The sequence below is a fragment of the Mycolicibacterium neoaurum genome, from assembly GCF_036946495.1.
GTDB lineage: Bacteria > Actinomycetota > Actinomycetes > Mycobacteriales > Mycobacteriaceae > Mycobacterium > Mycobacterium neoaurum_B.
In genome coordinates this window covers 3,910,276-3,931,105 of sequence record NZ_JAQIIX010000002.1, presented here as the reverse complement: position 1 = coordinate 3,931,105, position 20,830 = coordinate 3,910,276, and the positions used below count along the sequence as shown (strand labels likewise).

Sequence of the window (20,830 nt, the reverse complement as noted above, 5' to 3'; positions counted from 1 at the left end):
CTCCCACCACCACAGAAGGAAACATGAGCATCCCCACCGCACCCACCGTCGCCGATATCGCCGCGATGATCGACCACACGCTGCTCAAGCCGGAGGCCACTGCCGCCGACGTCGCCGCGCTGGTGGCCGAGGCCGCCGAACTCGGCACCTACTCGGTCTGCGTATCCCCGTCGATGCTGCCGGTCACCGTGCCAGAGAATCTCAAAGTGGCCGTGGTGTGCGGTTTCCCGAGTGGTAAGCACTCCTCTGCGGTGAAGGCCGCCGAGGCCGCCGAGGCCGTCGGCAAGGGCGCCCACGAGATCGACATGGTGATCGACGTTGGTGCTGCGAAGGCGGGTGACTTCGCCGCTGTCCAGTCCGATATCGCGGCGGTCCGCGCGGCCGCGCCGGTTCCGACGGTACTCAAGGTGATCATCGAGTCGGCCGCGCTGGCCGACGACGAGATCGTCGGGGTGTGCCGGGCCGCGGTCGCCGCCGGAGCCGATTTCGTCAAGACCTCCACCGGATTCCACCCGACCGGTGGGGCCAGCGTGCACGCCGTCGAGTTGATGCACCGCACCGTGTCCGCGGCGGGTCTGCAGGTGAAGGCCTCCGGCGGGGTGCGGACCCTGGAGCAGGCCCGCGAGATGATCGCCGCCGGCGCCACCCGGCTCGGGGTGTCCGGGTCGCGAGCGCTACTGACCTCCGGCGACGGCGGCTCGGGTTACTGAGCCGGGTCGAATCGGCGTGCGGCAACCGATCCCGCGGCCTGCAGCCAGCGCCGCGGATCGGTCATCGCCGCATCCGCCGAGCCGGCCAGTTCCGTGAGCGACAGGGTGGAACCGTCCGCCTCGGTGGTGACCTGACCGGCCACCACCAGCGCCGGCACCCCGGCACGGTCAGCCGCGGTGAGCAGATGGCCGACCAACTTGCCGGTCCAGGAGGTGCCGTCGAATCGGCCTTCCCCGGTGATGAGCAGATCCGCGTGCGGCAGTTGGTCGTCGAGGCCGGTGATGGTCGCGACGCGTTCGGACCCCGAAGCGACCGCCGCACCCCAGGCCAGCAATCCGAAGCCCGCTCCGCCGGCCGCCCCGGTCCCCGGGGCGGCCGGATCGGCGTGTAGCCCGGCCGCTCGCAGCGCCCGGGACCAACGCAGCAGCCCCTCGTCGAGCAGCGCGATATCGGCGGGCACGGCACCCTTCTGCGGGCCGAACACCGTCGCCGCGCCGTGCGGGCCGGTCAGCGGTGCGGCGGTGTCGACCAATATCTCGACCCCGCCGGGCGGCAGCGGCGCCAGCCCGTCCGCCTCGACCCGGTCGACATCGCGTAGTCCGGATGCGCCCGCGCCGATCGGATGACCGTGGCTATCGAAAGCCTTCAGTCCCAGGGCCATCAGTGCGCCGGCGCCACCGTCGGTGCTCGCCGAGCCGCCGAGCCCCACCTGAACGGACCAGGCGCCGGCGCGTAACGCGGCATCGATCACCTGGCCGAGACCGCGGGTATCGGCCCGCCATGGATCCAGCCGCGACATCAGCGCTATACCCGAGGACTCGGCGAGTTCCACCACCGCCCGGGGGTGTGGACCGCTGGTGTCGAGCAGCCACCGAGCAGGCCCCGCGCCACCATCGGGCCCGTCCACCACGGTCTGGTGCCACTGCCAAGAGGCCGACGCGGCGATGGCGCGCAAGGTGCCCTCACCGCCGTCGGCCTGCGGCAAGACGACGATATCATCGTTGTCCCGCACCGCTTTCCAGCCGGCAGCCAGTGACTCGGCAACCTCGGTCGCCGTCGCGGTGCCCTTGAACGAGTCGGGTGCGATCAGAACTTTCACAGCGCGGGCAGCACCAGGTCGCGGTATCGGCTCTTCATCGTCTCCAACACCGTGTGCCCGTCGGTGGCCCAGACCGCCTCGTTGAAGATCTCCACCTCCACATCCCCGGTGTACCCGGCCGCGGCCACCATCGCGGTGATGGCTCCGAAGTCGATGGCACCGTCGCCCATCATGCCCCGCGAGACCAACGGGTCCGGTGTCATCGGGACCAACCAGTCACAGATCTGGTACGAGCTGATCCGGCCCGCAGCCCCGGCGTCGGCAACCCGTTGCGCGAGTTCGGGATCCCACCAGATGTGGAACGTGTCGACGACCACACCGACCGACTCGGCGGGGTGCGGTGCCGCCAGCTCCAGGGCCTGCCCCAGGGTGGAGATCACGGCGCGGTCGGCGCAGAACATCGGATGCAAGGGTTCCAGGGCCAGACGGACATCCCGCTGTGCGGCATAGGGCACCAGTTCGGCGATGCGCTCGGCGAGCCGGGCCCGGGCGCCGGGCAGATCCCGGTCCGGCACGCCACCGGCCACCAGCACCAGTTCGCGCGCACCCAGGGTGGCCGCCTCGTCGATGGCGCGACGGTTGTCGGCCAACGCCGCATCACCATCGTCGAGACCGGTGAGGAAGCCGCCGCGGCACAGGCTGGACACCCGAAGTCCGTTATCGCGGACGATCTTCGCCGCATCATCGACTCCGGCCTCGGCAACCCGGTCCCGCCACAGACCGATAGCAGGCAGTCCCGCCGCGGCGGTCGCCTCGACGGCTTCGCGCAGCGTCCAGGACTTGATGGTCATGGTGTTCAACGACAGCCTGGCATGAGGATCGTTCATCACCGGATTCCGTTCAGCGTCAGGTAGATCCGCATCCGCTCGGCGGCCAGGTACGGATCGCCGAGCAGGCCGGCCCGGTCGGCGAGCACGAACAATTCGCACAGATGCGCTACCGAGCGTCCCGCCGCCAGACCGTTGACCATGGTAAAACCGGGCTGATGCCCGTTGAGCCAGGACAGGAACGCGATCCCGGTTTTGTAGTAGTAGGTCGGCGCGGCGAAGATGTGCCGTCCCAACGCTCGGGTGGATTCCAGGATGTCGTGTGCCTGCACGGTATTGCCGGAATCGAGTTCCTGCAGCGCCGTGGATGCGGCCGGGTAGATGGCGGCGAAGATCCCCAGCAACGCGTCGGAATGACTCGTACCGTCACCGATGATGAGCTCCGGGTAGTTGAAATCGTCACCGGTGTAGAGCCGGACACCGGCGGGCAGCGCACGCCGCAGCGCCACCTCATGGCTGGCGTCGAGCAGCGAGACCTTCACACCGTCGATCTTGTCGGCGTGGGTACCCAGCAGTTCCCGGAAGGTGGCGGTGGCGGCGTCGATATCGGTGTCACCCCAGTATCCCCGCAGCGCCGGGTCGAACATCTCGCCGAGCCAGTGCAAGATCACCGGCCGATCGACCTGGGCCAGCAGCGTGCCGTACACCGACAGATAATCCGCGGGTGACTGCGCCACGCGAGCCAGTGCCCGCGATGCCATCAGGATCACCTCGGCCCCGGCGTTGCGGACGACATCGATCTGTTCACGGTAGGCATCTGTGACGATGGCCAAACCGGCTGCGCCACCGGGAACATCGGCCAGATCGAGCTGATCGGTGCCCGCCCCGCACGCCAGCCGACCGCCCGACGCAGCGGCCTCGCGGCCGGTACGGGCGATCAGTTCTTGGGTGGCGGCCCAGTCCAGACCCATCCCGCGCTGGGCGGTGTCCATGGCCTCGGCGACACCGAGCCCGTAGGACCACAGCTCGTGCCGATAGGCCATGGTGACGTCCCAGTCGAGCTGGGCCGGCGTGCCCGGGGTGCAGTCGGCCGCGCCGGCAGGCACCACATGGGCTGCGGCATAGGCGATCCTGGAGGTGATCGGCGCGTCGGGTTTGCGCCAAGAACCCGGGCCGGAGAGCTCATAGGATCCATGCTCCGGCAGGTCCAGCAGCACTCCCGTTCCTGCGCTGGTAATGGTCACAGCACGATCTCCGGCACGCTCATACGCCGTCCCTCGGCTGAACTCTGCAGACCGAGTTCGGCGAGCTGCACACCGCGGGCCGCCGATAGCAGACCGAAACGGTGTGGGCGGCCTGCCAACACGTCGCGCAGGTACTCCTCCCACTGCAGCTTGAAACCGTTGTCCAGATCGGCATTGGCCGGCACCTCCAGCCACTGGTCGCGGAATTTCTCGGTGACCGGTAGATCGGGATTCCACACCGGTTTCGGGGTGTGCGCGCGCTGCTGGGCGACGCACTGGCGCAGACCGGCCACCGCGGAACCATGGGTGCCGTCGATCTGGAACTCGACCAGCTCGTCGCGGTGCACCCGCACCGCCCAGGACGAATTGATCTGGGCGATCACGCCGCCCTCGATCTCGAAGATGCCGTAGGCGGCGTCATCGGCGGTGGCGACGTACTCCTTGCCCTGTTCGTCCCAGCGGGTCGGGATATGGGTCACGGTGCGCGCGGTGACGGCTTCGACGGTCCCGAGCAGACCCTCCATCACGTAGTTCCAGTGGCAGAACATGTCGACGGTGATTCCGCCGCCGTCCTCGGCGCGGTAGTTCCAGCTCGGTCGCTGCGCGGGCTGGTGGTCACCCTCGAACACCCAGTAACCGAACTCGCCGCGCATCGAGAGAATGCGTCCGAAGAAGCCTTCGTCGATCAGCCTGCGCAGCTTCACCAATCCGGGCAGGTAGAGCTTGTCGTGGACCACACCGGCCACCACTCCGGCATTCTCGGCCATCCGCGCCAATTCGATTGCCTCGGTCAGGGTTTCCGCGGTGGGCTTCTCGGTGTAGACGTGCTTGCCCGCCTTGATGGCGGTCGAGAGCGCCTCCATCCGGCGGGAGGTCACCTGCGCGTCGAAGTAGACATCCACCGTCGGGTCCGCGATCACCGAGGCTACGTCGGTGGTCCAGGATTCGATGCCGTGCTCTGCGGCAAGCTCGGCGAGCTTGTCGGCATTGCGGCCGACCAGGATCGGTTCGATGGCCACCCGGGTGCCATCGTCGAGCACCAGCCCGGATTCGCGCAGCGGCAGGATCGAACGCAGCAGGTGTTGCCGGTAGCCCATCCGCCCGGTGACGCCGTTCATGGCGATGCGCAACGTGCGGCGTCCGGATGATTCAGCTGGAGACATGTGCAGATTCCTTGTCTGAAGAGACGATGAAAGGCGTGCGGACCGACACCGCGGCCGAACTCGTCGAGCGAGCGACGGCGGCGTCTGCACTTCGGAATGCGCTTTCCAAGGTAAGCTGTCGAGACTCTCCGGTCAACTCCGGACTTCGGCGATTCAGAGGAAGAGCGAGCATGGCAGCGGTCACTCTGCAGGATGTGGCGGTGCGCGCGGGCGTCTCACAGGCGACGGCGTCGCGGGTGCTCAACGGATCCAGCCGGGTCCCGGGAGAGGGTGTGGCCGACCGGGTGCGGGCGGCTGCCCGCGAGCTGGGCTACGTGCCGAATGCCCAGGCCCAGGCGTTGGCGCGGGCATCCACCGGACTCCTCGGCCTGATCGTGCACGATATCGCCGATCCCTACTTCTCCTCGATCGCCCGCGGCGTACAGGCCGCCGCCAGGGCTGCCCGCAAGCAGGTACTCCTGGCCGGCACCGACCGCGACTTCGATATCGAACGCGAGGCCGTCAGCACGTTCATCGCCCACCGCGCCGATGCGATCGTGCTCGCCGGTTCGCGCCAGAGCGGTGACCTCGACCGCGAACTGGAGGCCGAGTTCGGCCGCTACCGGGCCAATGGCGGACGGGTCGTGGTGGTCGGCCAACCGTTGGCCTTCGGCGGCGCCGTCGAGCCCGAAAATCATTTCGCCTCAGCCGAATTGGCCGATGCGCTGGTGGCGTCCGGACACCGGCAGTTCGCCGTGATCGGCGGACCTGGCAACATCCGGACCTCGGTCGACCGGCGCAACGGATTCGTCGAGGCGCTCGGCAGGCACGGACTGACCCCACTGGTGGAGGTATCCGGAGATTTCGATCGCGACGGTGGGCATTCGGCCGCCCGCCGCCTGGCGGCCGCACTGGATCTGCAACCGGGTGCGATGACACCGCCGGTCTGCGTGTTCGCGGTCACCGACGTCATGGCCATCGGGGCGATTGCCGCATGGCGAGAGCTGGGCCTGGGCGTCCCGCAAGATGTCTGCATCGCCGGCTTCGACGATATTCCGACCCTGCGCGACCACACCCCCAGCCTGACCACGGTGATCCTTCCTCTGGAGGAAATCGGCGTGCGCGCAGTCGATTTGGCGCTACGTAATCACGACGGCGCCGATGATCTCCGCGAGCGGATTCCCGGTCGCATCGTGCTGCGGGACAGCACGCGGCTGAGTTGATTCTCAGCTCCGCGAGGTGCAGACCACTGCTCGGTTGACAGTGTGCGCCAGGTCACGTTACTGTCGAAACTGCTTCGGAAAGCGCATTCCCAACGGGTTTCACCCCGTTCACTGCGAACTAGAGGACATTCCATGGCGGTAACCGCATCGGCCCGCGTCCAGTCACCGGACACCGGCACGCGGGCACAATCGCGCACCGGGTCCCGACGGGCCCGCCGATCATTCTCACCGGGACGCACGTTGTCGAACACCTGGCGACCGATTGTGCTGGTGCTCGCGCTGCTGGCCGGTTGGTGGGCAGTCACCGAGGCCGAACTGGTCGCGCCCTACATCCTCCCCTCACCGGCCGATACCTGGGCCGCGACCCAGCAGAACGCGGCATACCTGGCGGCCAATACCTGGGTCACCACCTGGGAGACCGTCATCGGTTTCCTCATCGCCACCATCGTCGGCGTCTTCGTCGCGGTCATGATGATCTACTCGACCAGCTTTGAAAAGACCGTTTACCCGCTGATCCTGTTCGCCCAGGTGGTGCCGAAGATCGCCATCGCCCCGCTGTTCATCGTGTGGCTGGGTTTCGGCCCGTCCCCCAAGATCCTGGTCGCCGTGTTGATGGCGTTCTTCCCCATCGTCATCTCCGGACTGGCCGGTCTGCGTTCGGTGGATCCCGAGATCCTGGAACTGACCTCCACCATGGGCGCCAGCCGGTTCAAGACCTTCATGAAGGTCCGGTTCCCCGCATCCCTACCGCAGTTGATGTCCGGGCTGAAGGTTGCCGCCACCCTCGCGGTCACCGGTGCCGTGGTCGGTGAATTCGTCGGCGCCAACGAAGGTCTCGGCTATGTGATCCTGCAGGCCAACGGAAGCCTGGACACCGCGATGCTGTTCGCGGCGTTGATCATCATGTCCATCCTCGGGATCGTGCTGTTCGCCATCATCGAGGTCGCCGAGAAACCGCTCATCCCCTGGCACGCCTCGCGCCGTACGTCCAACTCCGCCTCGACCGCGGCCGTCTGACACCCACCCCGAAACAGGAGACCCCATGTTCTCGTTGAATCGTCGCGCCGTCGGCGCGATCGCCGCCACCACCGCCATGCTCACCCTTTCCGCCTGCGGCGGCGGTGCGGGCCAGAACAATTCGGCCACCGATGGTGGTGAAGGCACGACCCCGGTCACGCTGATGCTCAACTGGTACCCCTACGGTGAGCACGCCCCGCTCTACCACGGTGTGAAAGAGGGCATCTTCGCCAAGCACGGCATCGACCTGACCATCGATCCCGGACAGGGCTCCACCCGCACCGCGCAGGCGGTCGGCGGTAAGCAGGTCGACTTCGGCTGGTCCGATACCGCCGCGGTGTTGAGCAATATCGACCAGGGTGTCGACATCAAGAGCATCGGCGTGTTCCTGCAGACCACCCCCTCGGCGGTCCAGGTGTTCGCCGACTCCGGAATCGAGGAACCGGCCGATCTCGCCGGACGCACCATCGCAGTGTCCGCAGGTGACGCCCCGACCACCACGTTCCCGATGTACCTTGCCGATGTCGGCCTGGAACCCGGTGCGGTACAAGAGCAGAACCTGGATTCCGCGGGCAAGATGGCCGCTCTGATGGCCGGCCGCGTCGACGGGCTCATCGGTTTCGCCCATGACCAGGGCCCCACGATCGCCAACAAGAGCGGCCGCGAGATGCGCTACTTCCGCTACTCCGACGCCGGGTTGAACTTCTACAGCAACGGGTTGATCACCCACAACTCGACCATCGCCGACAATCCAGAACTGGTGCAGTCGATGTTGGATGCGGTGAGCGAATCCTACGAGGCTGCCAAGAACGATCCGGAGGCTGCCGCCAAGGCCATGGTCGGTGTCGACCCGCAGACCCCGCCGGAGAAGGTGCTGCTGCAGCAGTGGCAGGAGACCATTCCGCTGCTGAACACCCCGGCCACCACCGGCAAGGTCCCCGGCACCAATGCCGAACAGGACTGGACCTCCACCATCGCCACCCTGAGCGAGGCCGGTCTGCTGCAGTCGGCCAAGGACCCTGCGGACTACTGGGCGTCGTCGTTCGTCCCCGCCACCGCGGGACAATAGGGAGCGCCCGATCATGACCTCCGCAACAATCACCGCACCGAGGACCACCGTGACCTCAGACGCCATCTCCATCGACAAGCTGACCGTCACGTTCTCCTCCAAACGGTCCACCGTCACCGCCGTCGACGACGTCGACCTGCGCGTCGGCCAAGGAGAGTTCGTCTCCATCGCAGGCCCGTCGGGCTGCGGCAAGTCCACCCTGCTCAAGGTGGTCGCGGGCTTGACCACCGCCACCTCCGGGGATGTTCGCCTGCGTGGCAAGCAGGTCAAGGGACCGCAGCGCGATATCGGGTATGTCTTCCAGCGGGCCGCCCTCCTGGAATGGCGTTCGGTCCGCAAGAACATCCTGCTGCAGGCCGAGATGCGGGGTATGCCCCGCAAGGAGGCGCAGTCCCGCTGCGACTATCTGATCGAGATGACCGGACTCGGCGGATTCGAGAACGCCCTGCCCCACGAGCTGTCCGGCGGTATGCAACAACGTGTTTCATTGTGCCGGGCGCTGCTGCACCAGCCCGAGGTGCTGTTGATGGATGAGCCCTTCGGTGCACTCGACGCGCTGACGCGGGAAAAGATGAATGTCGAGCTGCACCGGATCTGGCGAGAAACCGGCACGACCGTCGTACTGGTGACGCACTCGGTGGCCGAGGCGGTGTACCTGGCCAACAGGGTCGTCGTGATGAGCCCACGGCCGGGCCGCATCATCGAGACCCTCGACGTCGACCTCCCCGCCGAACGGGACTACGCCGAGACGATGGAACGTCCGGAGTTCATCAAGGTGGCCAACCGGGTCCGCGATCTGCTGGGAAGTTCCAGCGCCGCGGACTGATCGAGCACTCGCTGACGCCCGGCGCTCGACGCGTCGGGCGTCAGCGCGTTCTGGGCGTTCACCGACAGCGAACGGAATGCAGCGTAACGAAACCCAGTGAGCGCACGACGTAACGGGTGACACCGGTCCGGCCCGGCGCCGTGTCGGATCGCATCTTCGTACCTGCGCGCCGCGGGGGGCTCGCCCGACAGGACGGCATCAATTTCATGAACACCTTGCATATCGTGACCCGCCGAGCACTGGTCGGCCTGATGGCCGCGCTCCTGCTGCTGGCGGTGGTCCAGCCGACCACCGCCTCGGCATACTCCCGGCCCGGGCTGCCGGTCGAGACACTGATGGTTCCCTCGGCCGCGATGGGCCGCGACATCCCGGTGCGCTTCCAAGGCGGCGGTCCGCGGGCGGTGTATCTGCTCGACGGTCTGCGCGCCCGCGACGACAACAGCGGCTGGGATATCGAGACCGCGGCGTTCGAGACGTTCTTCGAGTCCGGTGTCTCGGTCGTCATGCCGGTCGGTGGCATGTCCAGCTTCTACACCAACTGGCAGGGACCTGCGGTCGGCAACGGCCAGACCTACAACTACCAGTGGGAGACCTTCCTGACCTCCGAGCTGCCGAACTACCTGGCCGCCAACAAGGGCATCTCGCCGAACGGCAATGCCGTTGTCGGACTGTCGATGTCGGGTAGCGCCGCGCTGACGCTGGCCGCCTTCCACCCCGGCCAGTTCAGCTACGCGGCCTCGCTGTCGGGCTACCTGAACCTCTCCCAGGGTCTCTGGCCGCTGCTGGTCACCTTCGCCATGGCCGACGCCGGCGGATTCAACGCGATCAACATGTGGGGCCTGGGCGGCGGACCCGCCTGGCAACGCAACGACCCGACCGTGAACGTCGGCAAGCTGGTCGCCAACGGGACCCGCATCTGGGTGTACTGCGGTACCGGTCGTCCCGGTGAGCTCGGCGGTGGTGGCGATGTCGCCGGCCAGGTGCTGGAAACCATCACCCTGGACAGCAACCGCAACTTCCAGACCCAGTACCAGAACGCCGGCGGGACCAACGGCACGTTCAACTTCCCGCCCAACGGGACCCACGGCTGGGGGTACTGGGGCAGCCAGCTCAATGCCATGAAGGGCGACATCCAGCGCACGCTGGGCGCCTGACGAACGGCTTCGGCTGGGGACTATCCGGTGCCTGCCACCAGCCAGCGTCCCGAGAAGGTGCGCCAGCCCACGAACACCAGGCGCAGCACCATGAAGAGGGACAGACCCGACCAGATGCCGGCCAGTCCCCAGCCGAATGCCAACGACAACCAGATCAGCGGTAGGAAGCCGATCAACGCACTGCACACCGTGGCGTTGCGCATGAATCGGGCGTCACCGGCGCCAAGCAACACCCCGTCCAGCGCGAAAACGATTCCGGCGACGATCAGTTGGCCAACCAGGAACCACCACGGCACACCGATCCGGTCGAGGACCTCCGCATCGGAGGTGAACAGCCGCGGGATCACCTCCGAGCCGGCGGCGAAGATCAGCGCGAGCACCGCGGCGGCCGCGGTGGAGAAGATGGTGACGCGGGCGGCCACCGACTTCGCCTGACTCAGCTGACCACCGCCGAGGGCGGCACCCACCAGTGACTGAGCGGCGATGGCCAGCGAATCCAACACCAGGGCAAGGAAACTCCACAGTTGCAGCACCACCTGGTGGGCGGCCACCGAGGCGGCGCCGAACCGCGCTGCCACCGCAGCCGCGGAGACGAAGCAGGCCTGGAAGGCAAGTGAACGCACCAGCAGGTCACGCCCCATCAGCAATTGGGCACCCAGCACGGCAGGAGTCGGCGCCAGCGGAGCCTTCTCGGCGAGCAGCGCCCGGCAGAACAACAACGCCGCCAGCCATTGCCCGACCAGGTTGGCGATCGCCGAGCCGGCCAGCTCCAGTCGCGGCAAGCCCAGCCAGCCGTAGACCAACAGCGGGCACAGCACTGCCGACACCGCGAAGCCGAAAACGACATAGCGAAGGGGCCGCACGGTGTCCTGGACACCGCGCATCCAGCCGTTGCCCGCCAACGAGATCAGCAGGGCCGGCGCCCCGCAGATCGCGATCCGCAGCCAGGGCAGCGTCTCGGCGGCCAGCTCGCCGCCGTCGGCGAGCACCGAGACCAGCGGATCGGCGAAGACCTGCACCAGGACCACGATCAACAACCCGAGACCCACGGCGAGCCAGGTGGCCTGCACGCCTTCACGCACCGCGGCCGCGCGATCACCGGCGCCGAAGAACCGTGCCGCCCGTGCGGTGGTGCCATAGGACAGGAACGTGCCCTGCGAGGCGACCAGGGAGATCACCAACCCGCCGATCGCCAGACCGGCCAGGCTGAGCGCCCCGAGCCGACCGACGACGGCAAGGTCGAACAACAGGTAGAGAGGTTCGGCGGCAAGCACTCCCAGTGCGGGCAACGCCAGCCCGGCGATCCGCCGGGCGGTGACCGGCTGCTCAGCCAAGAGCGGCCTGCAGAGCTGCCACCACGTCATCGGCCGAACCGATCGCCGAGTATCCGGCCGCCTTGCGGTGCCCACCGCCACCGAATCCACCGGCGACGGCCGAGACGTCGAAGGACTTGGAGCGCATCGATACCGACCACTGCCGTGGCTCGATCTCCTTGAACACCGCGGCGACCTCGGCCTGGGCGGTGGTGCGCACGATATCCACGATGCTCTCGACCTCTTCGGGCCGGGCATCGGTCCATTCCTGGTGGTCGACGACGGCGTAGACCAGCCCCCGTCCATCGGCGGCATCCTCGATGAGCCGGGCCGAACCCAGCACACGCGACAACATGGGCAACCAGGCGAACGGGTGGGTGTCCATCAGGGCACGGCTGATCTCGGCGTTGTCCACCCCGATCTCCAGCAGTCGGGATGCCAACCGGTGCGCGCGTGCGCTGGCCCACCGGAAGGAGCCGGTATCGGTGGTCAACCCTGCGTAGAGGCAGTGCGCCACCGGTTCGTCGATCGGCTTGTCCCAGGCATCCAACAGCTCGGCCACCAGCATGGTGGTCGAATCAGCCTGGGGATCAACGAAGTTCGCGGTCCCGAACATCGTGTTGGAGGCATGGTGGTCGATGACCAGGACCTCGCGCGCACCGAGGGCCAGTTCGCCGAGGCTGCCGAGCCGGTTGACCGATGGGATGTCGACGGTGACCACCAGATCCGGGTCGCCAGGTACCTCGACGGGTGCGACCAGCAGCTGCCCGCCCGGCAGCGTCGCCAGCGATTCGGGGAGTTCGTCCGGCGCAGCGAAACTGACCGCGACATCCTTGCCCGCGGCCGCAGCGACCTGCCCGAGCGCCAAACCGGCGCCGATGGTGTCGGCGTCGGGATGGACGTGGGCGATGATGACGATCGAATGGGCGGCATCGAACAACCGCGCCGCACCCGCGGCATCGACCGGCGCGCCGGGTGGGACCGCGTCGGTAGCGGTCTCAGCGGTCGTATCGGTCGTCGTCACCGGTGTCCTCAGCGTCGAGTTCGTCCCCGCGAGCGTCTCCCCCGCTCACACGGTACGGGTCGGCATCGCCTGCCGGCACCGCACCCTCCCGAACTCGCGCCAAGTCGGCGTCGGCCGCGCGCACCTTCGACAGCAGTTCTTCCATCCGATTGGCCGCGTCCGGGACGGTGTCGCGCACGAAGGCCAGGGTCGGGGTGAACCGCACGCCGGTGCCCGAGCCCACCTTGGAGCGCAGCACACCTTTCGCGCTCTCCAGGGCGGCCGCAGCACCGGCGTAGTCGGGCTCGTCCTCCAGGGTCGGCCCCAACACCGTGTAGTACAGCGTTGCGTCGTGCAGGTCGGCGGTCACCTTCGCGTCGGTGATCGTCACGCCGGCCAGCCGCGGATCCTTGATCTCGTACTCGATGGCCGAGGCCACGATCGTCGAGATCCGCTTGGCCAGCCGGCGTGCGCGTGCTGGATCGGCCATCGCTACGTACGCGCCTTTTCGACCAGCTCGTAGGTCTCGATGACGTCGCCTTCCTTGATATCGGAATACGTCAGCGTCAGACCACACTCGTAACCCTCGCGCACCTCGGTGGCATCATCCTTCTCCCGCTTGAGCGAGGAGATGGTGAGGTTCTCGGCGACCACGACGTTGTCACGCAGCAGGCGGGCCTTGGCGTTACGCCGCATGATGCCCGACTGCACGAGGCAACCGGCGATATTGCCGACCTTCGAGCTGCGGAAGATCGCCCGGATCTCGGCGCGGCCGAGCTCCTTCTCCTCGTAGACAGGCTTGAGCATGCCCTTGAGCGCGGCTTCGATCTCGTCGATCGCCTGGTAGATGATCGAGTAGTAGCGAATCTCGACACCATCGCGGTTGGCCAGCTCGGTGGCCTTGCCCTCGGCACGGACGTTGAAGCCGATGATGATGGCATCCGAGGCCGAGGCCAGGTTGACGTTGGTCTCGGTGACGCCGCCGACACCTCGGTCGATGACGCGCAACTGCACCTCGTCGTCGATCTCGATGTTCATCAAGGCCTCTTCCAGCGCCTCGACGGTACCGGCGTTGTCGCCCTTGAGGATCAGGTTCAGCTGGCTGGTTTCCTTCAGCGCCGAATCCAGGTCTTCCAGGCTGATCCGCTTGCGGCTGCGCGCGGCCAGGGCGTTGCGCTTGCGCGCGCTGCGCCGGTCGGCGATCTGGCGGGCGATGCGGTCCTCGTCGACAACCAGCAGGTTGTCGCCGGCACCGGGCACCGAGGTGAACCCGACCACCTGCACCGGACGCGACGGCAGCGCCTCCTCGACATCTTCACCGTGCTCGTCGACCATGCGACGGACGCGACCGTAGGCATCGCCGGCGACGATCGAGTCGCCGACACGCAGCGTGCCGCGCTGGATCAGCACCGTCGCCACCGGGCCGCGACCGCGGTCCAGGTGCGCCTCGATGGCCACACCCTGGGCCTCCATATCGGGGTTGGCCCGCAGATCCAACGATGCATCGGCGGTCAACAGCACCGCTTCCAGAAGTGCATCGATATTGGTGCCCTGCTTTGCGGAGATATCGACGAACATGGTGTCGCCGCCGTACTCCTCGGCCACCAGGTTGTACTCGGTGAGCTGCGCCCGGATCTTGCTCGGGTCGGCGCCCTCCTTGTCGATCTTGTTGACCGCCACCACGATCGGCACATCGGCAGCCTGCGCGTGGTTGATGGCCTCCACCGTCTGCGGCATCACACCGTCGTCGGCAGCGACAACCAGGATCGCGATATCGGTGGCCTTGGCACCACGGGCACGCATGGCGGTGAACGCCTCGTGACCGGGGGTGTCGATGAAGGTGACCAGCCGCTCGTTGCCGTCCAGTTCGGTGAGGACCTGGTAGGCACCGATGTGCTGGGTGATCCCACCGGCCTCGCCCTCGCGGACGGTGGCGTTACGGATGGTGTCGAGCAGGCGGGTCTTGCCGTGGTCGACGTGACCCATGACGGTGACCACCGGCGGGCGGAACTCGAGGTCCTCTTCGCCACCCTCGTCCTCGCCGTAGGTGAGGTCGAACGACGACAGCAGCTCACGGTCCTCGTCCTCCGGCGAGACGACCTGGACGACGTAGTTCATCTCGCTGCCCAGCAGCTCGAGCGTGGAATCGTCCACCGACTGCGTGGCAGTGACCATCTCACCGAGGTTGAACAGCGCCTGCACCAGCGAAGCCGGGTTGGCGTTGATCTTGTCGGCGAAATCGCTCAGCGAGGCGCCACGGGCCAACCGGATGGTCTCGCCGTTGCCGTGCGGCAACCGCACGCCACCGACGACCGGGGCCTGCATGTTCTCGTATTCGGCCCTTTTCGCGCGCTTGCTCTTGCGTCCGCGGCGCGGGGCGCCGCCGGGACGACCGAAGGCACCTGCGGCACCGCCGCGCTGACCGGGACGACCACCGCCGCCACCGCCACCGGGACGACCACGGAATCCACCGGCCGCACCACCACCGGCGCCTGCTCCGGCACCACCACCGGCGCCGCCGCGGTAGTTACCGCCGCCACCACCGCCGGGACGACCACCCGGGGCCGGACGACCGCCGGGTCCGGGACGCGGACCGCCGGGACGACCGGTCGCGCCGGGACGCGCGCCGGGCGGACGAGGCGGCATGTTGCCGGGCGAGGCAGCGCCGGGACGCGGCGCGCCCGGGCGCGGTCCGCCGGGGCCGGGACCCGGACGGGGGCCGCCGGGACCTGCGGCGGGACGCGGAGCCGGGCGCTCGACGGGTGCCTGCGAAGAGAACGGGTTGTTGCCGACACGCGGTGCACGCGGTGCGGGCTTGGGACCGGGAGTCGGACCTGGGCGGGGTCCGGGGGTCTGCGGGGCACCGGGAGTACCCGAAGCTGCAGGAGCCGACGGCGCAGGCCCGGGTGTCGGCGCGGGACCGGGGGTGGGAGCCGCGGGACGGGGGGTCTGCGTCGGGGCCGGCGTCGGAGCCTGGGCCGCGGGCGCTGCAGGAGCCGGCGCGGCAGGTGCCTGCGGCGCGGGCTTGGGTCCGGGCTTGGGGCCGCCGGACGGTGCCGCGGGCTTACCGGGAGCTTTCGGAGCGGGCGCGTCGGCGGCCGGCTTACCGCCGCCGAACGATTCCCGCAGACGACGGGCCACGGGGGCTTCGACCGTCGATGATGCGGATTTGACGAACTCGCCCTGATCGCTCAGACGGGCGAGAACTTCCTTACTTGTGACACCGAGTTCCTTTGCCAACTCGTGCACGCGGGCCTTACCTGCCACTACTTCTCCTCGTTTGGAGGCGACAGCGGTGGTTGGGCCGCGCCTCGGGTTTAGCTATGACGCATGGTCATCGGGACTTCACGGTGTGCTCATGTTCTTCGCTACCTGTTCTCTAACCGGTGGAAAAGCTCTTCCACCACGGTGGTGTCCGGCGAACCGGAGATACGCAACGCTCGACCGATTGCTCGCCGGCGAAGCGCCAGATCCAGACACTGCGGATGGGGATGCAACCACGCACCCCGCCCCGGCAGATTACCCGCTGTATCCACAGTCACGGCGTTGACGCCGGGCCTGTCGGAAACGGTGGACAGTCTGACCAGATCGACGGCCAACGCTCGCTTCCGACAACCCACACACGTACGCACCGGTCCCGCGGGATCTCGATGCGCACGAGGACGGCCTGCCGGAGTCTCGCGCTGGATCACGGCTCAGTCTACCGTTCCGAGGCGTCCAGACTTCAATCGCGTGCCACTACGCCCCGCGCCGGCTTCTCTACGTGGCGTGTTCGGCGCCGTCGGCATCGGTCGTGTCGGCCGAATCGCTGCGGATGTCGATGCGCCATCCGGTCAGGCGCGCGGCGAGCCGGGCGTTCTGCCCCTCCTTGCCGATGGCCAACGACAGCTGGAAATCGGGTACCACGACACGAGCGGCACGCGCGTTCTCGTCGATGACGGTGACCGATACCACCTTGGCCGGCGAGAGCGCATTGGCGACGAACCGAGCCGGATCCTCGTCGAAGTCGATGATGTCGATCTTCTCCCCCGACAGCTCACTCATCACATTGCGCACGCGCTGACCCATCGGGCCGATGCAGGCACCCTTTGCGTTGAGACCGGAGACCCGGGACGTGACCGCGATCTTGGACCGGTGCCCGGCCTCCCTGGCCACCGCCACGATGTCCACCGAACCGTCGGCGATCTCGGGGACCTCGAGGGCGAAGAGCTTGCGCACCAGATTCGGGTGGGTGCGTGAGAGCTCGATCTTGGGCTCGCGGGCGCCGCGCGTCACGCCGATGACGTAGCAGCGCAACCGGTCGCCGTGTTCGTAGCCCTCACCGGGCACCTGCTCGGCGGGACGGATCATCCCGTCGGAGCCCTTGGCCTCGGTCCCCACCCGCACCACGACATTGCCGCGGGTGTTCTCGCGGGCATCGCGCTGAACCACCCCGGCGACGATATCGCCCTCGCGGGCGGCGAACTCGCCGTACATCTTCTCGTTCTCGGCGTCGCGCAGCCGCTGCAGGATCACCTGGCGAGCCGTGGTGGCCGCGATGCGACCGAAACCTTCTGGGGTGTCATCCCATTCGCTGATCAGGTTGCCGTCGGCGTCGGTCTCCCGCGCCATCACCTTGACCACACCGGTCTTGCGGTCGACGTCGATGCGCGCATCGGCCTCGTGTCCCTCGGTGTGCCGATAGGCGGTCAGCAACGCCGATTTGATGGTCTCCACCACGACATCGACCGAGATACCCTTGTCCGCCTCGATGGCATGTAATGCCGCCATGTCGATGTTCACGACCCGGCCCCCTCTTCTGACTGTTCGACCAACTCCAACTCACGTCGACTTGGCTTCGAAAACTCTACTTGCACAATTGCTTTGACGATCTCGCCGACGGCCACCGGCCGCAGGACGAGATCCTTGCCCTCCGCGACCACCAAGGCGACCACCCCGTCGCCGGTGGCGCCGATGCGTCCGGTGAACTCCGACCCGTCCGCGAGGGTCACACCGACCTTGCGCCCCTTGGCCCGGCGGAAGTGTTTCTCCTCGGTCAACGGGCGATCCACGCCCCGGGAGGTGACCTCGAGCACGTATGGGTCGAAACCGCGGTCGGCCTCGTCCAGCGCCGTCGAAGCGAGCCGGGACAATTCGGCCACCGCATCCAGGTCCAGCGGCGCATCGCCGTCGGCGACCACGGTGATGCTCGGCGGTCGCGATGCCGTGATCGTGACATCCTCGATTTCGTAACCCACGCGCGCGAACTCGCCGGTGAGGAGCTCGATCACCTGCTCACGCGACGGAAGGCGCGCAGACCGCAGCGGGTCATCCGATGCCACGGCGAGCTCCTCATCTTGAGTTGTGCGGACAACCTCCGACCGGCACGGCCGGAGAATCAACTACCAAACGATACGCCAGCCGCGACGCGACAATCACCAAACGAGCGGCCCGACCCCACATGGCAGGATGTGGGCGTGCCGAGCGCCCTGCCCATCCTGAGTCGGCGGCGGCTGCTGCTCGGCGCCCTGCCGGCCGGCGTCGCTCTCGGAATGCTCGGCTCGGCCACCGCCTGCACACCTGCGCCGCCGCCCGCCGATCTCGACGACCTGCAGACCGGATTCGACCGGGCCCGCTCCGACAGCGAACTGGCCGGTGATGCGGCAACAGCGATGACCGGACCAGCGCGTCAGTCGCTGGTCGCCGCGCTGACCTCGATCGCCGCCGAACGTTCGGCCCACGCCGACGCACTGGCTGCCGAGATCACCAGGCTGACCGGGGGTGCTGGCCCGGCGTCCGCGACCAGCACCGATCCGACCACGGCGACGACGGCGCCCGGCCCGGATACCGCCCCTACCGTCGCCAAGGTCGTCGAGCAACTCCGCGGATCCGCGGAGCAAGCCGCCCGCGCGGCCGAGAAGCTGTCCGGCTATCGCGCCGGACTGTTCGGTTCCATCTCGGCGGCCTGCACCGCGGCGTATCTGGTGGCGCTCGGCGGAGACGAGAAACCATGACAGCTCCGAACACGGCTCCCGAGCCGACCCCGGACCCGGACCGCCCGGAGGATCCCGCCGCCGCGGCATGGTTCGACGCGGTCGCCACCGAGCACGGGGCGATCTATGGCTACGGCATCGTGTCCGCGCACTCCACGCCGGAGGACAATTGGCTGGTCGCCGAGGCGATGGCCCAGCACCGGCAACGGCGCGAGGAGGCGTTGGAGATACTGGCCGGTCGCCGGGTCACCGCACCCCTTCCCGCACCGGGCTATCAGCTACCGACCGAGGTCGCCGATCCCGGCGACGCCGCCGAGCTGGCCGTGCGCATGGAGGCCGACACGGCCACCGCCTGGCGGGCGGTGCTGGAACAGGCCGCGGATCCCCAGGACCGCACCTTTGCGCTGACCGCCATGACGCAGGCCGCGGTGCTGGCCGCGCGGTGGCGCAGCATCCTGGGGGTGCCGCCGGTGACGGTGGCGTTCCCCGGCGGTTCCGAACAGGGCGGTTAGCCGTTCAGGCTGGCTGCGACCTCGGCCGCCGCACCCGCGACGGCCAGCTCACGGGCCTCGCCGGTGAACCGGTTGCGCAGTTCGATCACACCGTCGGCCCAACCGCGACCGACCACCACGATCCAGGGCATGCCGAGGAGTTCAGCATCCTTGAACTTGACCCCGGGTGACGAGGTGCGGTCGTCGAGGAGCACCTCAAATCCCAGCCTGGACAGTTCGCCGGCCAGTTCTTCGGCGCCGGCGCGCGCACCGGCATCCTTGTTGGCGATCACGACGTGCACATCGAAAGGCGCAACCGAGGCCGGCCAACGAAGCCCGATCTCATCGTGCTGCTGCTCGGCGATCACGGCGACCAGTCGGGACACGCCGATACCGTAGGACCCCATGGTCAGGCGCACCGGTTTGCCGTTCTCGCCGAGCACATCGGCGCTGAAGGCGTCGGCGTACTTGCGACCGAGCTGGAAGATGTGGCCGATCTCGATACCCCGGGCCGACGTCAGCACACCGGCGCCGTCGGGGGACGGATCACCGTCGCGCACATCGGCGGCCTCGATGGTGCCGTCGGGGGTGAAATCACGGCCCGCGACCAGCCCCACCACGTGCTTGTTGGGCTCGTCGGCTCCGGTGATCCAGGACGAACCGGATACCACCCGCGGATCGACCAGATATCGGACACCGTTGTCCTGCAGCGCCTTCGGACCCACGTATCCCTTGACCAGGAACGGATTGGCGGCGAAATCGGCATCGTCGAGCAGGGCGAACTCGGCGGGCTCCAGCGCCGCGCCGAGGCGTTTCTCGTCCACCTCGCGGTCCCCGGGCACGCCGATGCCCAGCAATTCCCATTCGCCGCCGGGCTGGCGGGTCTTGAGCAGGACGTTCTTGAGGGTGTCGGCCGCGGTGACCGCCCGATCGCCGAACTGGGGCAGTCCGGCCGAGTTCGCCCAGTCGACCAGGGTCGCGATGGTCGGGGCGTCGGGGGTGTCGTGCACCTGCGCGGGTGGCTGCCCCTCGATGGGCAGCGTATCCGGCGCCCGGGTGATGACGGCCTCCACGTTGGCGGCATAGCCCGATTCGACACAGCGGACGAAGGTGTCCTCACCGACCTCGCTCTCGGCCAGGAACTCCTCTGACGCGCTGCCGCCCATCGCTCCGGACACCGCCGAGACGATCACGTAGTCGATCCCGAGCCGGTTGAAGATGCGCTGGTAGGCCTCGCGATGGTGGTGGTACGCGGTCTTGAGGCCGTCGTCGTCGAGATCGAAGGAGTAGGAGTCCTTCATGACGAATTCGCGGCCGCGCAGGATCCCTGCGCGTGGGCGGGCCTCGTCTCGATACTTGGTCTGGATCTGGTACAGCAGGACCGGAAGATCCTTGTACGAGGAGTACTCCCCCTTGACCATCAGGGTGAACAGTTCCTCGTGCGTCGGGCCGAGCAGATAGTCGTTGTCGCGGCGGTCCCGGAGGCGGAACAACGTGTCGCCGTACTCGGTCCAGCGGTTGGTCGTCTCATACGGTGCGCGCGGCAGCAGTGCGGGCAGCAGGATCTCCTGGCCGCCGATGGCGTTCATCTCGCTGCGCACGACGTTCTCGATCTTGCGCAGCACCCGCAGGCCCAGCGGCAACCAGCTGTAGATGCCCGGTCCGACGGCCCGCACATAGCCCGCGCGGATCAGCAGCTTGTGGCTGGGGACTTCGGCGTCGGCAGGGTCGTCACGCAGAGTGCGCAGGAACAGCTCGGACATACGGGTGATCACGAGCGGTCAGCCTAGCCGTGCCGC

General features: G+C 67.9%; 20 protein-coding genes. 8 read left to right on the top strand and 12 right to left on the bottom strand.

Translation table 11 applies throughout. From position 1 onward, the window contains the following. The first annotated feature begins 23 nt into the window (after positions 1 to 23). Positions 24 to 710 (top strand): deoxyribose-phosphate aldolase, encoded by a 687-nt coding sequence (gene deoC / locus PGN27_RS24270; RefSeq protein ID WP_335328403.1) that lies wholly within the window; start codon positions 24 to 26, stop codon positions 708 to 710. Here deoC and PGN27_RS24265 read toward each other — a convergent pair. Genes PGN27_RS24265 through PGN27_RS24250 form a run of 4 tightly spaced genes read right to left on the bottom strand, consistent with a single transcriptional unit; the run spans position 704 to position 4,984 of the window. Continuing rightward, positions 704 to 1,810: a glycerate kinase gene (locus tag PGN27_RS24265; protein ID WP_335328402.1), complete on the bottom strand. Its 1,107-nt coding sequence runs from the start codon at positions 1,808 to 1,810 to the stop codon at positions 704 to 706. The two genes, deoC and PGN27_RS24265, sit on opposite strands and share 7 nt — an antisense overlap. Next, a complete protein-coding gene (locus tag PGN27_RS24260) occupies positions 1,807 to 2,637 on the bottom strand; it encodes a sugar phosphate isomerase/epimerase family protein (RefSeq protein ID WP_335328401.1) in 831 nt (276 codons plus the stop codon). The genes PGN27_RS24265 and PGN27_RS24260 overlap by 4 nt, the downstream gene beginning before the upstream one ends. After that, positions 2,637 to 3,815 (bottom strand): dihydrodipicolinate synthase family protein, encoded by a 1,179-nt coding sequence (locus tag PGN27_RS24255; RefSeq protein WP_418888667.1) that lies wholly within the window; start codon positions 3,813 to 3,815, stop codon positions 2,637 to 2,639. Before PGN27_RS24255 ends, PGN27_RS24260 begins: the two co-directional genes overlap by 1 nt. A 2-nt stretch (positions 3,816 to 3,817) precedes the next feature. Next, positions 3,818 to 4,984, bottom strand: coding sequence for a Gfo/Idh/MocA family protein (locus tag PGN27_RS24250; RefSeq protein ID WP_335328399.1), 1,167 nt, complete (start codon positions 4,982 to 4,984; stop codon positions 3,818 to 3,820). Between the two features lie 170 nt (positions 4,985 to 5,154). Between PGN27_RS24250 and PGN27_RS24245 the strand changes: the two genes are divergently transcribed. The 5 genes from PGN27_RS24245 to PGN27_RS24225 all read left to right on the top strand — a co-directional run bounded on the left by PGN27_RS24245 (position 5,155) and on the right by PGN27_RS24225 (position 10,252). Further along, entirely contained in the window at positions 5,155 to 6,186 is a 1,032-nt protein-coding gene (locus tag PGN27_RS24245) for a LacI family DNA-binding transcriptional regulator (RefSeq protein ID WP_335328398.1), read from the top strand. A 132-nt stretch (positions 6,187 to 6,318) separates the two neighbouring features. Next, positions 6,319 to 7,203 (top strand): ABC transporter permease, encoded by an 885-nt coding sequence (locus PGN27_RS24240; protein ID WP_335328397.1) that lies wholly within the window; start codon positions 6,319 to 6,321, stop codon positions 7,201 to 7,203. A gap of 25 nt (positions 7,204 to 7,228) precedes the next feature. Beyond that, positions 7,229 to 8,272, top strand: coding sequence for an ABC transporter substrate-binding protein (locus tag PGN27_RS24235; RefSeq protein WP_335328396.1), 1,044 nt, complete (start codon positions 7,229 to 7,231; stop codon positions 8,270 to 8,272). 13 nt (positions 8,273 to 8,285) lie between these two features. Continuing rightward, complete coding sequence (locus PGN27_RS24230) at positions 8,286 to 9,098, top strand: ABC transporter ATP-binding protein (protein ID WP_335328395.1); 813 nt, start codon at positions 8,286 to 8,288, stop codon at positions 9,096 to 9,098. A 206-nt stretch (positions 9,099 to 9,304) separates the two neighbouring features. Further along, on the top strand, positions 9,305 to 10,252 hold the full coding sequence (locus PGN27_RS24225; protein WP_335328394.1) for an alpha/beta hydrolase: 948 nt from the start codon (positions 9,305 to 9,307) through the stop codon (positions 10,250 to 10,252). Positions 10,253 to 10,272: 20 nt separating this feature from the next. Here PGN27_RS24225 and PGN27_RS24220 read toward each other — a convergent pair whose 3' ends face one another. From PGN27_RS24220 to rimP, 7 genes are all read right to left on the bottom strand, one after another. Next, positions 10,273 to 11,616 (bottom strand): MATE family efflux transporter, encoded by a 1,344-nt coding sequence (locus PGN27_RS24220; RefSeq protein WP_335328393.1) that lies wholly within the window; start codon positions 11,614 to 11,616, stop codon positions 10,273 to 10,275. After that, positions 11,579 to 12,589, bottom strand: a complete 1,011-nt coding sequence (locus PGN27_RS24215) for a DHH family phosphoesterase (protein ID WP_335328392.1) — start codon at positions 12,587 to 12,589, stop codon at positions 11,579 to 11,581. Before PGN27_RS24215 ends, PGN27_RS24220 begins: the two co-directional genes overlap by 38 nt. Next, complete coding sequence (gene rbfA / locus PGN27_RS24210; RefSeq protein WP_030134991.1) at positions 12,564 to 13,058, bottom strand: 30S ribosome-binding factor RbfA; 495 nt, start codon at positions 13,056 to 13,058, stop codon at positions 12,564 to 12,566. The genes PGN27_RS24215 and rbfA overlap by 26 nt, the downstream gene beginning before the upstream one ends. Before the next feature lie 2 nt (positions 13,059 to 13,060). Further along, positions 13,061 to 15,835: a translation initiation factor IF-2 gene (gene infB, locus PGN27_RS24205; protein ID WP_335328391.1), complete on the bottom strand. Its 2,775-nt coding sequence runs from the start codon at positions 15,833 to 15,835 to the stop codon at positions 13,061 to 13,063. A gap of 101 nt (positions 15,836 to 15,936) precedes the next feature. After that, entirely contained in the window at positions 15,937 to 16,188 is a 252-nt protein-coding gene (locus tag PGN27_RS24200; RefSeq protein ID WP_335328390.1) for a YlxR family protein, read from the bottom strand. Positions 16,189 to 16,327: 139 nt separating this feature from the next. After that, positions 16,328 to 17,350, bottom strand: coding sequence for a transcription termination factor NusA (gene nusA, locus PGN27_RS24195; RefSeq protein WP_335328389.1), 1,023 nt, complete (start codon positions 17,348 to 17,350; stop codon positions 16,328 to 16,330). Continuing rightward, positions 17,347 to 17,889: a ribosome maturation factor RimP gene (gene rimP, locus PGN27_RS24190; RefSeq protein WP_335328388.1), complete on the bottom strand. Its 543-nt coding sequence runs from the start codon at positions 17,887 to 17,889 to the stop codon at positions 17,347 to 17,349. Before rimP ends, nusA begins: the two co-directional genes overlap by 4 nt. A 129-nt stretch (positions 17,890 to 18,018) precedes the next feature. On the opposite strand from rimP, the gene PGN27_RS24185 reads away from it, so the two are divergent. Together PGN27_RS24185 and PGN27_RS24180 are read left to right on the top strand one after the other, a co-directional pair. Continuing rightward, the gene (locus PGN27_RS24185; protein WP_335328387.1) at positions 18,019 to 18,561 is read left to right on the top strand and encodes a hypothetical protein; all 543 of its coding nucleotides are present in this window, start codon (positions 18,019 to 18,021) and stop codon (positions 18,559 to 18,561) included. After that, positions 18,558 to 19,052: a ferritin-like domain-containing protein gene (locus PGN27_RS24180; RefSeq protein WP_335328386.1), complete on the top strand. Its 495-nt coding sequence runs from the start codon at positions 18,558 to 18,560 to the stop codon at positions 19,050 to 19,052. Before PGN27_RS24185 ends, PGN27_RS24180 begins: the two co-directional genes overlap by 4 nt. Here the strand turns inward: PGN27_RS24180 and PGN27_RS24175 are convergent. Continuing rightward, complete coding sequence (locus tag PGN27_RS24175; RefSeq protein ID WP_335328385.1) at positions 19,049 to 20,806, bottom strand: proline--tRNA ligase; 1,758 nt, start codon at positions 20,804 to 20,806, stop codon at positions 19,049 to 19,051. The two genes, PGN27_RS24180 and PGN27_RS24175, sit on opposite strands and share 4 nt — an antisense overlap. Positions 20,807 to 20,830: the final 24 nt, after the last annotated feature.